General features: G+C 39.0%; 14 protein-coding genes. 8 read left to right on the top strand and 6 right to left on the bottom strand.

All coding sequences use genetic code 11. From position 1 onward, the window contains the following. From KZC02_RS30520 to KZC02_RS30545, 6 genes are all read right to left on the bottom strand, one after another. Positions 1 to 210: a hypothetical protein gene (locus KZC02_RS30520; RefSeq protein WP_221392115.1), complete on the bottom strand. Its 210-nt coding sequence runs from the start codon at positions 208 to 210 to the stop codon at positions 1 to 3. A 307-nt stretch (positions 211 to 517) separates the two neighbouring features. Then, on the bottom strand, positions 518 to 1,942 hold the full coding sequence (locus KZC02_RS30525) for a TolC family protein (protein ID WP_221392116.1): 1,425 nt from the start codon (positions 1,940 to 1,942) through the stop codon (positions 518 to 520). Positions 1,943 to 1,955: 13 nt separating this feature from the next. After that, entirely contained in the window at positions 1,956 to 4,202 is a 2,247-nt protein-coding gene (locus KZC02_RS30530; RefSeq protein ID WP_221392117.1) for a peptidase domain-containing ABC transporter, read from the bottom strand. A 33-nt stretch (positions 4,203 to 4,235) separates the two neighbouring features. Next, positions 4,236 to 5,411 (bottom strand): HlyD family secretion protein, encoded by a 1,176-nt coding sequence (locus KZC02_RS30535; protein ID WP_221392118.1) that lies wholly within the window; start codon positions 5,409 to 5,411, stop codon positions 4,236 to 4,238. A gap of 21 nt (positions 5,412 to 5,432) precedes the next feature. Next, positions 5,433 to 5,648: a hypothetical protein gene (locus tag KZC02_RS30540; RefSeq protein ID WP_221392119.1), complete on the bottom strand. Its 216-nt coding sequence runs from the start codon at positions 5,646 to 5,648 to the stop codon at positions 5,433 to 5,435. 25 nt (positions 5,649 to 5,673) lie between these two features. Then, on the bottom strand, positions 5,674 to 6,114 hold the full coding sequence (locus KZC02_RS30545; RefSeq protein ID WP_221392120.1) for a hypothetical protein: 441 nt from the start codon (positions 6,112 to 6,114) through the stop codon (positions 5,674 to 5,676). Positions 6,115 to 6,753: 639 nt separating this feature from the next. Here KZC02_RS30545 and KZC02_RS30550 point away from each other — a divergent pair. The 8 genes from KZC02_RS30550 (at position 6,754) to KZC02_RS30585 (ending at position 13,934) form a co-directional block, all read left to right on the top strand. Next, a complete protein-coding gene (locus tag KZC02_RS30550; RefSeq protein WP_221392121.1) occupies positions 6,754 to 7,326 on the top strand; it encodes an RNA polymerase sigma factor in 573 nt (190 codons plus the stop codon). Positions 7,327 to 7,330: 4 nt separating this feature from the next. Continuing rightward, positions 7,331 to 7,999: a hypothetical protein gene (locus KZC02_RS30555; RefSeq protein WP_221392122.1), complete on the top strand. Its 669-nt coding sequence runs from the start codon at positions 7,331 to 7,333 to the stop codon at positions 7,997 to 7,999. Continuing rightward, positions 7,986 to 8,195 (top strand): hypothetical protein, encoded by a 210-nt coding sequence (locus KZC02_RS30560; protein WP_221392123.1) that lies wholly within the window; start codon positions 7,986 to 7,988, stop codon positions 8,193 to 8,195. Before KZC02_RS30555 ends, KZC02_RS30560 begins: the two co-directional genes overlap by 14 nt. A gap of 88 nt (positions 8,196 to 8,283) precedes the next feature. Further along, positions 8,284 to 9,693: a S8 family serine peptidase gene (locus KZC02_RS30565; protein ID WP_221392124.1), complete on the top strand. Its 1,410-nt coding sequence runs from the start codon at positions 8,284 to 8,286 to the stop codon at positions 9,691 to 9,693. A 9-nt stretch (positions 9,694 to 9,702) separates the two neighbouring features. Beyond that, positions 9,703 to 10,905 (top strand): tetratricopeptide repeat protein, encoded by a 1,203-nt coding sequence (locus KZC02_RS30570; protein ID WP_221392125.1) that lies wholly within the window; start codon positions 9,703 to 9,705, stop codon positions 10,903 to 10,905. 94 nt (positions 10,906 to 10,999) lie between these two features. Further along, the gene (locus KZC02_RS30575; protein WP_221392126.1) at positions 11,000 to 12,466 is read left to right on the top strand and encodes a CHAT domain-containing protein; all 1,467 of its coding nucleotides are present in this window, start codon (positions 11,000 to 11,002) and stop codon (positions 12,464 to 12,466) included. Between the two features lie 274 nt (positions 12,467 to 12,740). Then, entirely contained in the window at positions 12,741 to 13,343 is a 603-nt protein-coding gene (locus tag KZC02_RS30580; RefSeq protein ID WP_304488624.1) for a recombinase family protein, read from the top strand. Between the two features lie 36 nt (positions 13,344 to 13,379). Then, complete coding sequence (locus KZC02_RS30585; RefSeq protein WP_221392127.1) at positions 13,380 to 13,934, top strand: DUF3267 domain-containing protein; 555 nt, start codon at positions 13,380 to 13,382, stop codon at positions 13,932 to 13,934. Positions 13,935 to 14,006: the final 72 nt, after the last annotated feature.

Raw genomic sequence — 14,006 nt, forward strand, 5'->3', positions numbered from 1 at the left:
CTATAGTTCCAGCTGAGTATTATTTTGGTTCTCGTTTAATTCTTGCCGGACTTTTTCAAAGTCGTTATTTAACTCAGTAATCTGTTCCTGAATCACTTTATACTGAGTTGTCTCTTTAAAATTGATAATTGTAATACCATCGCCAGCAATGATATTGCCATTAATATCAAAATGAGCCGCTATCAAATTTTTACTTTCAGAAGTATTCATTTTTTACTGTTGGTAATATTACTGTTTTCCAATATTAAATTCCCATCCTAAATAATTGTGCAAGTGTTTGCATCTTTACTATTTAGGGTAACATATTTTCCTGTTTTTCTAATCTTAATATCTGCTGCCAACTTTTATTGGGGCTTTTTAATCTAAACTTTTTTCTAAGAATCTTTGCCATTAAGGTTTTGACAATTTTCTCCGAATATTCACTTTTAGGATCTTCATAATGAACATCATCCATAATAAGCTTTAACTCAGCATGTGTTGTTTTGGGACAGAGGCAGTAACGAATATCTTTATGTTTTCATTCGCTTCCATCCCGCAGGAAATCAAGCACTTGCTTGCGCAGACAGTATTCGTATTTTGTTTGTATGAAGCTTATTCTTGCTCTTTCAAGATCATTTTTTGCAAGAAGGAATTCTACCGGGCTGGCAATTCCGTTGGAAAGTTTTACTTCAGCTACATGCAGCACTTTTTCCAGGGACTTAACTTGCCTTTCCAGGCTTTGACCACGTTCAGCTGTACTTTTTACAGTTATAAAAGCTTGTTCAATCTGCCTCTTCAGTTCCTGTTTTGCATGAACCTGCTGATTGGATAAAATCAGTTTTTGAATTTTAGCTTCTTGTATTTTATAACTGGCCTGGGTGGCATTTAAAATGGGTATCCGGATCGAAAGATCGATCGAAAATGCCCGATTAAGGTTTAGCTGACTAAAATAGCCAATGTTGCTAAGAGCCATTGATTGGTTTATGGCACTGGCCTGATAGGTTTTGCCGTCAACGGTTATGAAAGCATTGATAGGTGTCTGCACATATTCTTCGCTTGCAACTGCCTTTTTTGCAACCGATGAAAATGCAGTTCCCAGGGTGCTGCGCAGAGAAACAACAGGATGCCGTAATCCTTTAGCCATGTCGATTCCCTTATTCGCTGCAAGCAAACGGGTTTCAAGGGCTTTTAGCTCAGGCCGTGCTACCAATGCAGTTTTATATATATCATTCCAGGTATCAGGTACTGGGGTGCTCGGCTCATATCCGGGTTGCTCAATTTCAATGTGTTGCCCGGCAGGCATATTTAAAAGCTGATCCAAAGAAAGGTTTGCCAATTTCAGATCATTATAAGTGTTAATAATCTGGACCTCATCACTGGCTAGCTGTGCCTGAAGACTGTAAGAAGCCGATTCAGGAGCGACTTCCAGTTTGATTTGCTTTGATATACGGTCAATCTGACGTTTTGTGGACTCAGCCTGATTATAAGCAAGAGTCAGTAATTCCCGAAGCATCAGAACTTGCATGCAGGCTTGCAATACTTCCAATACAATTCTGTTTTTGGCTGTCTGAACGTCAAACTGGCTGGCAGTTACGTTTAGTGCGGCTTGCTGTGAGGCACGTTTTCTCTGGTATCCATTGTAGACCAGCCAATCGGCGCTGATCCATAAGCTACTTGTCCCGATCCGGCTGTTAGTAACAGAATTGGTGTATGGATCTATGCTTCGTCCCAAAGAATAACCGGGACTCAACATGCCTTCAACAGATGGCAGAAGGCTGCGTTTGTTTTGTTGGTGGGTGTTAGCAATGGATTGGAGCAGGAGCTGCGATTCTTTTATAGCTGGGTTTCGGGCAAGAGCAATTTCAATGCATTTGGATATTGTTAGTGTGTCCTGTGCATTTGCAATGCTGTACGGAGTCGTGAGCATTAATATCCAAAATAAGGTCAATATGATAGATCTCATGGCATGAATTGGTTTAATGTACATGATCATCCACACCAACAATTGTTCCGTTGGCACAAATATTACGGAGACTTACGGGATCCAAAGGATTTGGCTGAAAGTCGATAAGATACTGAGAAGCCCAAAGTCTGTAATAGGCATTTTGATTTGACAGTAGCTGGTAATGATTGCCTTCTTCAATCAGTTTCCCTCCCTCAAGAACCAGAATTTTGTCTGCGCTCATTATGGTGCTGAGCCGGTGAGCAATGATAATGATCGTTTTACCTGACTCGCGCAGCTTTTCAATTGTATTCTGGACGGCCTTTTCGGATAAAGAGTCAAGCGAAGAAGTTGCCTCATCCAGAATAATGATTTGCGGATCACGATACAATGCACGTGCAATTGCAATTCGCTGCTTCTGACCTCCTGATAATGTTGCACCGTTTTCTCCCAGATAGGTATGAAATCCATTGGGCAGTTTTTCAATAAAGTCACTGATGCCTAACATCTGACAGGTAGTGATCACCCGTTGCATATCCGGCACATGTTCACCGACGGCAATGTTATCAATTACATTACCTGCAAAAAGATCTACCTGCTGGGGAACAACGCTTACAATTTGCCGAAGGCTTTGGTTGCTAACATGCTTGATATCGTATTCGCCAATATAAATGCTGCCACTTTGAAGCGGATACATGTTTTGTAGAAGTGATAAAAGAGTCGATTTACCAGATCCGCTCTCGCCGACTATCGCTGTGACTTTGCCGTTGGGGATTGTCAGGTTTAAATCACTGAACACCTGTACCCTCGATCCATACCGGAATGACATCTGTCGGAAAGTAACATCACCAACCATATCTCTGGTGAGCTCAATCTTGTTTTCTGTCGCCTCTCGTTCCAGGTCCAAGATTTCGAAGAGCCGGTCTGCTGCAATTAATGCATCCTGAATTACTGCATTTGACTCTACCAATGTCGACGCAGGTCCGGTAAAATATCCGATCAATGCATAAAATGAGAGCAACTCTCCCGGTGTCAAGGAATTATCCAGCACAAAGCCTGAGCCAACCCAAAGCAGAACAATTGTAAAAGAACGTGAAACCAGTTCAGAAGCATTTCCGGACCAGAGAAATACTTTAGATGATTTAAAGATACTTTTCAGCAGTTTCATAAACCGCACCTCGGTTTTAACATTAGCAAAAGATTCCAGACCGAACCGCTTGATGGTGCCCATCGAATTGATTGATTCGACCAGCTGCGATTCCAGTTCTGCGGAATTTTCCATCAGCTTGCGTTGTCCCTTCCGATTGATCCTGTTGACGGTATAAAATATTGCCGAATATATTGGGATAACCGATAGCATAATCAGTGCCAGTTTGACATCGTAGGTAAACATCATCCCGAACGAAAAGATTACAATGAACATATTGACAACCAACGATAAAGCAGTATCATTAATAAAAGCACGAATTTTGACCGCATCATTCACCCTTGAAATAATCTCTCCCACCCGCATTGTATCAAAAAACTGCTGTGGCAAAGTCAAAAGATGCTTGTAGTATCCCAAAATTAATCTTGCATCAATCTGCTGTCCGGTTTTCAGGGCGAAAACGCTTTGCATAAAACCAATAAATAGCTGTAAGCTCAAAATAATGAACATCGCTACACTCATCAGATTCAGTAGATTGCGATTTCCACCAACCAATACATTGTCAATTATTTTCTGGACATAAATCGAGGTTGATAAACCCAGGACCGTGTATACAACCGCCCCAAAAAGTGCCTGTGTCATAACCCTGCGATGCGGTCCTATCAGCGACCAGAACCGTCCTGCTACTGACTTTCTGTTATCTCCCTTCTCAAATCCAGCTTCTGGTAACAGCAGTATTAGTACACCGGTCCATATTTTCTTAAAATCTTCATGCGAATGCCTTTCAAGCTTACCAAAAGCAGGGTCCATCACGACCACGTGTTTTTGGTTTATTTCGTAAATCACTACAAAATGCTGAAGGGTTTCATTTATAATGACATGTGCAATAGCTGGCATTGGAATCCGGGAAAGGCTTTCGAATTCACCACGAACACCTTTGGCCTGAAAGCCCAGCTTCTGTGCTGCCTCAATCATGCCCAGCACATTCGTGCCTTTTTTATCCGTGGAAGCATACTGGCGTATGCGGGCTATGGGCATCAATAGCTTGTAGTATGCTGACACTGAAGCCAGACAGGCTGCGCCACAATCCGTTATATCGTGCTGCCTGATACAGATTTTGTTTTTTATAAACATAGCATTTCAAATAATAATTGGATTTGTTAATAATCAACGTGTTGCTATATCCTGTTTGCTCGTAAGAGGATTGAGCCAGTCGTCAGCCTGATCGTACAGCAAATCGTAAAGGGTTCTGCGGCTCACCACAAAGTTGCTCAAAAGCGTCATTCCCTTTTTAAGATTTCCACTGATGCCCTGTTTCATCGTCAAATGATCACTATCAAGTCGGCACCTCACTTTGAAATAAGCCTGCTGTTTGTCGGTCAGTGCAATGTCATTGGAAATTGTCAGAACAGTGCCCTCAGCCATACCCCATTGATTGTAATCATAGGCGTCAACCTGCATACGACACTTCATTCCTGCTTTCAGAAATCCGATATCCTTAGGTGAAACATAGCATTCGGCTATCAGATTAGAATCAGGAGAAATTATAGCCAGTAGCTCTCCCGGCTGAACATAGCTTCCTGGATATTTCCCAGCCATCTGGCTGATCGTGCCTGCAATAGGTGCCGTAATAAGGGTACTGGATATTTCCGACTGAAGTTGTTTTTCCTGGGCCTGGATCTCCTGCAGTTCCAATTGGCATCGCGAAAGTGCGGCCTGCCAATCGCCGGTCTGCTTTTCCATAAAGGCGTCAAGTTGCGCTGCGGCAGTAGTAAAGCCAAACTCTTTGTCGTCCAGTTCCTGACGTGCGACCACTTTTTCTGCAAATAGATTTCTGCTTGTTTCAAGCTCCCGTTTCCGTTTCTGCCTGGTTTCATCCAGTTCTCTTAGTTGCAAAATGAATTGCTGATGCTGTTGCCGGTACAATGGAGATTCCAGTGATAAAGTACCGGATGTATTGTGGGAAACAAGCTTCCTGAGGTCAGAGATATAGCTGCTTTTTTCCATTTGCATGGCGTGTATTAACCGGATTTTGGTGTCAGCAATATCAGTTTTGAATCTAAAAAGTACCTGCCCTGCTGAAATTTTTTCATTTTCTTTTACAAACACCTTTTCCATCTCTCCTCCTGTCAGCGGGCGAAGTTCGCTCCGCTCCGCTGTCGAACGAATGATTCCCGGGCTTTGAACGGAAACATCTATACGTAAAACAGGAAGTGCTGAAAAACAGGCAAGCACAGCGCAGATGACTGCAATATAAATTGTTTGTCCCTGGACAGAAACTTGCGGAAGATACGTTTCCGCAACATCTTCAATCACATCGGATTGATATATTTCACGTTGCATGGCTGGGTGGGATAAAATTTATCATATTTTTATGACAATCGGGTCAGGACTAGGCTTCCAAATAATTCCATATGTAGGCTTTATAATCTGTCTTTTGACTGCTCCACCTTCCAATTTTTCGATAGCCTCAGCAGATATTTCTCCGACATTTAATGCCGCAAGATTTTGCATAAATTCTTCCTTGGATGCAGCTGAATCTTTCAGATGCCCAATAATCATTAGTTCATTTGCTTTCATGCTGATATAATTTAAATTTTAAAAATTAACTTTCATCCGGATCAAGCGCTTCAAGCCTTGATCGTTCCATACTTCGAACAGTTTCGGTGCAATTAGCACAAGCGAGGCTGCCTTGCTGCGCAAACCACCTGCAATGTTTACGAATGGCGCAATGTGAAAACTGTGTATTGCTTTCTGCTTTTTTGTTCATTGCTTCAATTATTCTTCCGACCAGACTGCAGGAAGCACTTTCAAGGCTCCATTGGTGGCAACCTCCTTTTATGCACTTCCCTGCAAACCGGAATCTTTCATCTGCCGCCCTCCCGGTTTCATCCTCATATCTTTGTGCAGCATCAACAAACGTCTGATCAACTTTAATTGATTCATCAAGGTATTCCACCCTGCCTTCTTTGTTAACTACACCGAATAATTCAGCACCGGATTTAGCAAAGTAGCTGGGGCATAGAAGCGTTTCATTCGTTTGCATAAAATTTTCATTAAAAATTTGACAAGAGCGGGTAATATTACCCGCTCTTGTTTGGTAATTATTAATAGTAGATTATGTAGTCTTTATAGCCAATTACACATCCACATTTGTCGACGAAATAGACGCGTACTCTCTTAGACGCCCCACCATCAACATTCAATAATTCATCATCATTTAAGGACTTTAAATTAAACTGTTCTAAATTTTCCATTTTGTAAGTTGTTTTTTGTTGAAAAAATAATTTTGATCAATAAGCTTATTTGATGTTATATCCGGTATGTAGCACGGCTGTTACCCATTTTTCTGAAAAAAATTAAATTTTTTATGTGGCATAATGTAACCGATGCTAATTGTTTAGGTTATATGTGTCAATTTCATTTGTAAATAATTGATTGTCAGTTATTTATTGTTTTTAGAAATTTTTTGACTTTCTAAGTGAATTCATACACTATTTATTTAATAAGTAGGGGTGCCAAAGCAAATCCGGAAAAAAAGAATGGATTTACCGTTTAATAAATATGACCTTATCAGTTATAGGAAAATTTTTATAAAACATTAACTTTAAGAATATTACATACTACATAAGGCCATTTTAAACGAGAATGACTTAGAACTCCAAAACATTTTAATGTCAATTGCATGCAGCATCCTGACCATAAATATATTGATGCTTTAATCAATAATGACCGCGTGTTATTAGATGAATTGTATCGAAAATTTTCTGGAAAAATTAAATGGATGGTACTAAAAAATCATGGCACCGAAGCAGAAGCCGCCGATATTTTTCAGGATGCCTTATTGTCTTTATTTGATAAAGCTACAACTCAGGATTTTAGATTAACATGCCCATTGGATGCTTTTCTGTATTTGATCTGCAAGAAAAAGTGGTTAAACGAATTGGATAAGAAAAAGATCGGTGAAGTAACAATTACTGACGATGACGGATATATACTCAGTGAAGATAGTTTTAAACTAGCCGAAGAATTTACAGTTCAGGAGGATCGGTTAAAACTGATTGCAGAGAAGCTGGAAGAATTAGGAGATGTCTGCAGACAATTACTTAATCTGAGCTGGGGTGGTAAATCCATGGAAGAGGTTGCTGCAATCGTCGGCGTAACCTATGCCTATGCCAGGAAAAAAAAGTCGGAGTGTATGGCAAAATTGGTTGAGCGGATGAAATCGTCTCCACAGTTTGACTCCTTAAAGTGGTAAGCTTATGAATACAGATAGATTTGAAGATTTTGAAGATTATCTTAATGGAAGGATGACCAGCGAAGAAATATCGCTCTTTAAAGCGGAATTATCTTCTAATGAAGAACTGTATGCTGAATTTGAAGTTTATCGTACCATCGACACCGCAATGAGGAAGCAGGAAGAGAACAAGCTAGATAAAAGTAACCTGCTTCATTCCCTGCAGTCTCTAAATACCCGGTATTTTAAAAGTGAACCACATAAAACAACTAAAGTAATTCCTGTTGACTTTTCAACAAAAGAAACATGGATAGCAGCGTTCAGGAGCTTTGCAAGCCACAAAAGCAAGCAGCATGAGCCAACCGAAGTAAGTCCGGTAAACCACTACGGAATCAATAAATGGTATGCGGCAATTGCCGCCTCAGTAATTATTTTCCTGTTTGTCTACCTGCCATTTTTTAGATCAAATGATGATATGCAACGTCTGGCAGCGGAGTACTACAACGACAACTTACAGCACTTAAGCCAGACAATGAGCAGTTCGGAAGATAGTTTACAATTAGGTATTGCGGCATATAACGACCAGGAGTTTAACAAGGCGTTACTTTATTTTGACAGGCTTTACAAAAATCATCCTGAAAATACGGAGGCAAAAAAATACTGGTATTGTTTACCTCGCAATGAAAGATTATGATAAAGCATTAATGGAATTTGATCAGTTGAGCCAGTTAAAACATCTGCATAGTAATCCCGGGTATTTTTTAATGGCAATAACTTTATTGAAACGAAATAAAGAAGGTGATAGAAATAAAGCACAGGTACTGCTCGAAAAAGTCATTGGAGAGAATTTATCGGGAAGAAAAGAGGCTGAGAAGTGGTTAAAAAAATGAAAATGTGTAAAGGCTTTAAGAATTGTAACTAAAGCATTTAAAACTGATTCAGCATTGCATTCATAAATTCTAAACCAACAAATAGGCGATGGCGTTTTCATTAACAAAAGAAGAAATTATTAGAAGGGCTTCTACGCCCGGCTTTGATAAAACATATAGGGAAAATCAGATTATTGTGGTATTTACTGAAAAACCCAATGCAGAAAATATTTATTCCGCTAAGGAATTTCTGATCGCTTCCATGCGCAAACCAACAATTTTAACGCCTGCAGATATAACAGCGAAAACGTGTGACCAATGTGACTGCCCGCTTGTACTTTTCGAGGGCATAGATATTGAAACGGTAATTGTTACTGAAGGCGTAAAAGCTGGCTCCGGAACATCTCCGGGGAAGGCAGTTGGTGAACTCTCCTTAAACTATTATATTTCCTTACCATACGAACATTGGCCCCCACAACAAGGGTTTAAAAATAAATTTTCGGAATCTGCTGATGAAGGTAAAAAGAAAGTTGTGGTTGCAGTGTTAGATACAGGTTTAGATGCCGGGCTGGTAGACCCAAGATATCTATGGGAAAAAGATGGGAGTTTGCCTGGTGCTCATTGTTATGAATTTATTCAGAACGGATGGAATTTTGTCGATAAAAGTGAGCTAATAGATGGGCAGGATCCTAGTAATTACCATGACGACCACATAGGAAAACACGGCAGTCTGGTAAGTCAATTTATTATAAACGAATTCATAGAATTAAAAAAAAACTACGTTCGGATCATGCCGTTAAAGACACACTCGTCCTCGGGGAAAGGTGATCTTTATGGCGTTATTTGTGCAATTCATGTTGCCATGGCGCATGGAGTAAATATAATAAATGCAAGCTGGGGGTTTGCCAACATTTTAGGACTTTCGTTAACTTATCTGGATGAACTGATTTCAAAAAGACTTGCGGAAAAAGGGATACTTTTTATTACTGCCTCTGGAAATTTCCCGAGAGGTGACGAAAAAATTCAAATAGACATTCAAGGTATTGATACTAGTAATAAATCAGGCATCCTACAACTCAGGAACGTTGAATACAATAACTTTTGGCCTGCGAGTTTAAGCAGTAAGAGCAAAATCGTTATAACCACAACTACAACGGACGGAGTTAAAATTAGTCCAGCACAGAACTTTTCTGAACAATTTGTAGATCTTGGGGTAGGTGCCCATCATGAAATGCAATTTGACGTTCCTTTTTCAGAAAACAGTGATGAATATGCTCCTTTACGCGGATCATCATTTGCAACAGCCATTGCGACCGGGATAATTGGTGCGAACTGCTCGGTGAAATGGTTCAAAAAAGATATTAGCAAGGACAATATATTTAAGGAATTCGCCCGGAGAAACCCAATATTTTTTAAGTCGCCAATACTAATATATAACAAAAAATTAGCTCATTATTGGATACGTAACGGATGTATTATCAATAAAAGAAAGAAAGTTATATCTCGGGCTACAAGTTAAAAGGATAAAATGATTAGAAAAGCATATCTCTTTGCTGTGTTGCTTTCTGCACTTTACTCAGCAGAGGTTACCGGTAATTGTCCAAATAAACTTTCATTCTGGAAAGATTTAAAAAAGATAGAGGGCAGTGTCGACCCGGTAAATAAAAAAATTGAAAGGCTTACAAATCTCTCGGCACAATTTCTCCATTGTGGGAATGTTCCGGATAGTACTTATGCTCAGATTGTACATCGTTTAGGTGCTTTATATATCGGCAACGATAACATGGAAACGGCATTATCTTATACAAGAAAAGCTATATCAGTAAATCTAAAATCAATTGCAGGGACTGATAAATCTTATTTAGCTAATAGTTATTACAATCTCGGGATAATTTATAGCAAAATCCATCTGTCGCAAGACTATATTCGTTCACTTGACAGCTGCATTTATATAAGTAAAAAATTCCCTTCCAAATATTTTCTGGCAATGATGGCTTTCTCCCACAAAGCTTTTACTCTTTATCAAAATGGAGACTATCAAAAGTGCATTGAAACATCGGATGAAGGAATTCTTTTGGCCAGGGAAATAAGGGATATAATTGCAGAGGCATCACTTCTTTCACAAAAAGTACAATCACAAATTGCAATCAACGATCTGGGGAATGCAAAAAAAAATATACAGTCAGCCATTTCAATTTTTTCAGGCAATCCCTCTTTTTCAAAAGATCTTGCTACCACCTATGCTATATATGCACAATTATTGATGGTAAATTCTAATTACCATGCAGCCAGGCAATACTATTTAAAATCATATAGGCTCAACGAAGCTGCTGAAAACTGGCCGCAATGTTCCAGAGATATGCTGGACCTGGGTTACCTGTATGACTATAACCTGCATGACTTTCCAAATGCACTGGCGTGCTACGAACGAGGACTGACCATTCTTGAAAAGGCAAGTGATGATTATCAAAAAGCTGGAATATATATTAACATTGGTGTTCTATATTGGCGACAAAACAATTACAAAAAAGCCCTGATCTTTTACCAGAAAGCATTAAATACGTTACCCATACATTTCTCAGATCCGTCAATATTTAGCAATCCCAATTTCAAAATGCTCTCACTTGTTTCCAATGACTATTATGTTTACACATTGTTGTCTAACAAGGCGGAATCTCTTTTGGCTCTGTATAAAAAAGAAAAAAGCCAGCTGGCTAAGCTTATCAATTAAAACTTACAAACTAGCTGACAAACTTGTAGACCAGATGCGATGGAAACAGCAGGGGGAACAATCAAAGTTATTCTGGCGCAGTAAAACCAGGGAAATGTATGAAAAAGCAATTGAAGCGTGTTATCTGGCTAATAATGCAGAAACCGCGTTTTTCTTCATGGAAAAAAGCCGTGCCGTTCTTCTGAATGATAAATTAAATGAACTTGGTGCTTTGGCAAAATTACCTTTGGCTGAAACATTCAGAGACCAGAAATATAGAGCGAAAGTCACGTTAGCACTTCAAAATACAATGTCCTCCAAGCCTGATAGCAAGGAATGGGAAAAAAATCTAAGTCAGTTACTGACAGTTAAAACAGATTTTGAGAATTATATTAAAACACTTGAAACCAAATATCCTGCTTATTATCAATATAAATACAGTTCGGATGTACCTACTTTAAGTGTATTGAAAAATAATTTACATAAAAAAAAAGCAAGTTTCATTCAATACTTTATGGCTGATTCGATGACGTATATATTATATGTTACTTCTGCCCAAGTTAAAATATCGCGTCTTACCCCAGAGAAATTAAGTTTAGCTAAAATAAACCGTTTCAATCAAATTTGTTCAGACAAAAAATTTCAGAATAATCAATATCATACATTTGCCTTAATGTCACATGAATTGTACGTAACATTAATTCAGCCGTTAGCGTTACATGAGGGAAGGGTGATTATTTGCGCTGATAATATATTAATACCATTTGAAGCTCTCTCTAAAGATTCTCTTGGTACGCATTTCCTTCTAAACGATTATATATTTAGTTATACATATTCAGCTAGTTTTTTGCTGAAAGATTTTCCAGTTACAATTCCCAAAGGTGATTTTATCGGATTTGCTCCTGTCCATTTTCAGCCTCATTTAAATGTACCGGATTTAAAAGAATCTGGAAATTTAATGAGGGATGCTGCTAAATTTTACAGCAACAGTGTAGTACATACAGGCCTGGAAGCAACAAAAAATTGCTTTTTGGATGATGTGTTTAATTATGGAGTTGTCAATATTTTTTCACATGCTAGTGCAGGATCGGCTGAAAGTGAATCTTATTTATATTTGCAGGATTCAATCATACGACTTTCAGAATTGAATCTTTCGCGTCGGCTTGCAACGAGGTTAATTATACTGACTGCTTGTGAAACCAATATTGGTAAAAGCGCAAGGGGAGAAGGTATATTTAGTCTTGCGAGAGGATTTGCCTCAGCAGGAACGCAATCTATTGCTGCAACTTTGTGGCAGGCGGATGAAGATGCTATATATGCCATTTCAACTTTGTTTAACCAGTATCTTGCTCAGGGAATGGATAAGGGTGATGCTTTACGAAAGGCAAAAATAAATTTTATTAAAGCTGACAATGGTGAAAAAACTATGCCTTATTACTGGGCAAATATGGTTTTAATAGGTAATTCCGATTCAATAAAGTTGACAAACCCAAATTATATTTGGCCTTTCGCCTTAATTTTGGTTGCTATTCTTTTGTTCATACTATTGTTTCGTTTGCTGAGGCATCAGGTTGACATTTAGCTAGTAGTGTCGATTAGATAAATTTGCTTCCTTGATTCGGTTAAGTTCTGCCATGTACTTCTTACTTGAACCGTTCATTAGCAAAGCCTTGATTTCCATATGCTACTGAAATCGGTTGACAGCTAGCCGACAAGTCAAATTTTGATTGTTTATTAAAACGACCGTATTTATACATAGCACAAAACTTCTCTATTTCTAGGGATTATGTTATGTATATTGTTATGTAAATTAACTAAATGTATTATATTTGATTTTATTAAGTTTCGTACATAAAATGATCAAAATAGGATACGCGCGCGTCTCTACCCATGACCAAAATCTGGATCTTCAACTGGACGCCTTAAAAAAGGAAGGATGCAAACAGATTTTTACCGATAAGGTTTCCGGGGTAAAAGCTACAAAACCAAATTTTGAGAAACTGATTGAATATGCCAGGCCAGGTGATACGATTGTAGTCTGGAAATTAGACAGGCTGGGAAGGAGCACCATCAAACTCATAGAATTGATCGAAGCCTTAAAAATAAAGGGCGTGAATTTGAAGTCGCTCTCAGAATCCATTGATACCAGTACGGCTACCGGTAATCTGTTTTTTCAGTTTATGTGTGTGCTGGCTGAACATGAACGTAACATTATCAGGGAGCGGACAAAAGCTGGTCTGGAGTCTGCCCGTGCCAGGGGAAGATCCGGTGGCCGGCCGGAAGGGTTGAGTGAGCGTTACCGCAAGATTGCCCCGGAAGTCAAAGAGATCTATGAGAAGAACAGCCGGAGTACCGATGAGATCCGGGAAATGTTCAAAATCAGAAGTCAGCCTACCTTATATAAGATTTTAAAATACAGTGGTGCTGAGATAAAGGGTTTTTTACGGAAACGTAAATAGCATCCCATTTTATTAGTAACAAAAAACATCTTTAAAATGACAACGTCCTTAAAACACCATACGATCAGTGCCCGCACCGGCAATCTGTTCAGCATTGTCCTGACGCTCATTCTTATGCCGGTAATGGTCCTTTTATTTGCTTTGATCTGGAAAATCGATACAAAGGGAATCATTGAGCGGTCTGTTTCCAACTTGAAATATGTGCTGATCATTTTTATCGTAGGTGTGATTGTTCATGAGTTGATACATGGCATGACGGCTGCCTGGTATGCTGGAATAGGATGGAAAAATATCCGGTTTGGTGTGCAGTGGAAATCATTTACTCCGTATTGTCACAGCATGCTGCCCATGCCTGTTTCAAAATACAGATATGTTGTTGTGATGCCTTTAATCATTTTGGGAATGATACCCTACGTCATTTCTCTGATCAACGGTTCAGGCTGGTTTTTAACCACAGGTATACTTTTCACGGTAACAGCAGCCGGGGATATGATCATTTTATGGATGATGCGAAAATTACAAGGATCTGAGCTTATCCAGGACCATCCAAGTGAAATTGGTTTTTTAATATTAAACCAGGGGAAAGAATAATATTAACTTTCTATATTCTGACAGCCAAATGTGATAATGGCCGGTTAATCTTTTAAGTACTTTAATTTATTA

Origin of the sequence: Dyadobacter sp. NIV53, from assembly GCF_019711195.1 — a bacterium.
GTDB lineage: Bacteria > Bacteroidota > Bacteroidia > Cytophagales > Spirosomataceae > Dyadobacter.

Bases quoted from the DNA above. Each gene is read 5' to 3' on its own strand.
- KZC02_RS30545 (WP_221392120.1), bottom strand. From the start codon at position 6,114: ATGCAAACGAATGAAACGCTTCTATGCCCCAGCTACTTTGCTAAATCC.
- KZC02_RS30550 (WP_221392121.1), top strand. From the start codon at position 6,754: ATGCAGCATCCTGACCATAAATATATTGATGCTTTAATCAATAATGAC.
- KZC02_RS30560 (WP_221392123.1), top strand. From the start codon at position 7,986: ATGAAAGATTATGATAAAGCATTAATGGAATTTGATCAGTTGAGCCAG.
- KZC02_RS30575 (WP_221392126.1), top strand. From the start codon at position 11,000: ATGTATGAAAAAGCAATTGAAGCGTGTTATCTGGCTAATAATGCAGAA.
- KZC02_RS30565 (WP_221392124.1), top strand. From the start codon at position 8,284: ATGGCGTTTTCATTAACAAAAGAAGAAATTATTAGAAGGGCTTCTACG.
- KZC02_RS30555 (WP_221392122.1), top strand. From the start codon at position 7,331: ATGAATACAGATAGATTTGAAGATTTTGAAGATTATCTTAATGGAAGG.
- KZC02_RS30525 (WP_221392116.1), bottom strand. From the start codon at position 1,942: ATGAGATCTATCATATTGACCTTATTTTGGATATTAATGCTCACGACT.
- KZC02_RS30535 (WP_221392118.1), bottom strand. From the start codon at position 5,411: ATGCAACGTGAAATATATCAATCCGATGTGATTGAAGATGTTGCGGAA.
- KZC02_RS30585 (WP_221392127.1), top strand. From the start codon at position 13,380: ATGACAACGTCCTTAAAACACCATACGATCAGTGCCCGCACCGGCAAT.
- KZC02_RS30540 (WP_221392119.1), bottom strand. From the start codon at position 5,648: ATGAAAGCAAATGAACTAATGATTATTGGGCATCTGAAAGATTCAGCT.
- KZC02_RS30570 (WP_221392125.1), top strand. From the start codon at position 9,703: ATGATTAGAAAAGCATATCTCTTTGCTGTGTTGCTTTCTGCACTTTAC.
- KZC02_RS30530 (WP_221392117.1), bottom strand. From the start codon at position 4,202: ATGTTTATAAAAAACAAAATCTGTATCAGGCAGCACGATATAACGGAT.
- KZC02_RS30580 (WP_304488624.1), top strand. From the start codon at position 12,741: ATGATCAAAATAGGATACGCGCGCGTCTCTACCCATGACCAAAATCTG.
- KZC02_RS30520 (WP_221392115.1), bottom strand. From the start codon at position 210: ATGAATACTTCTGAAAGTAAAAATTTGATAGCGGCTCATTTTGATATT.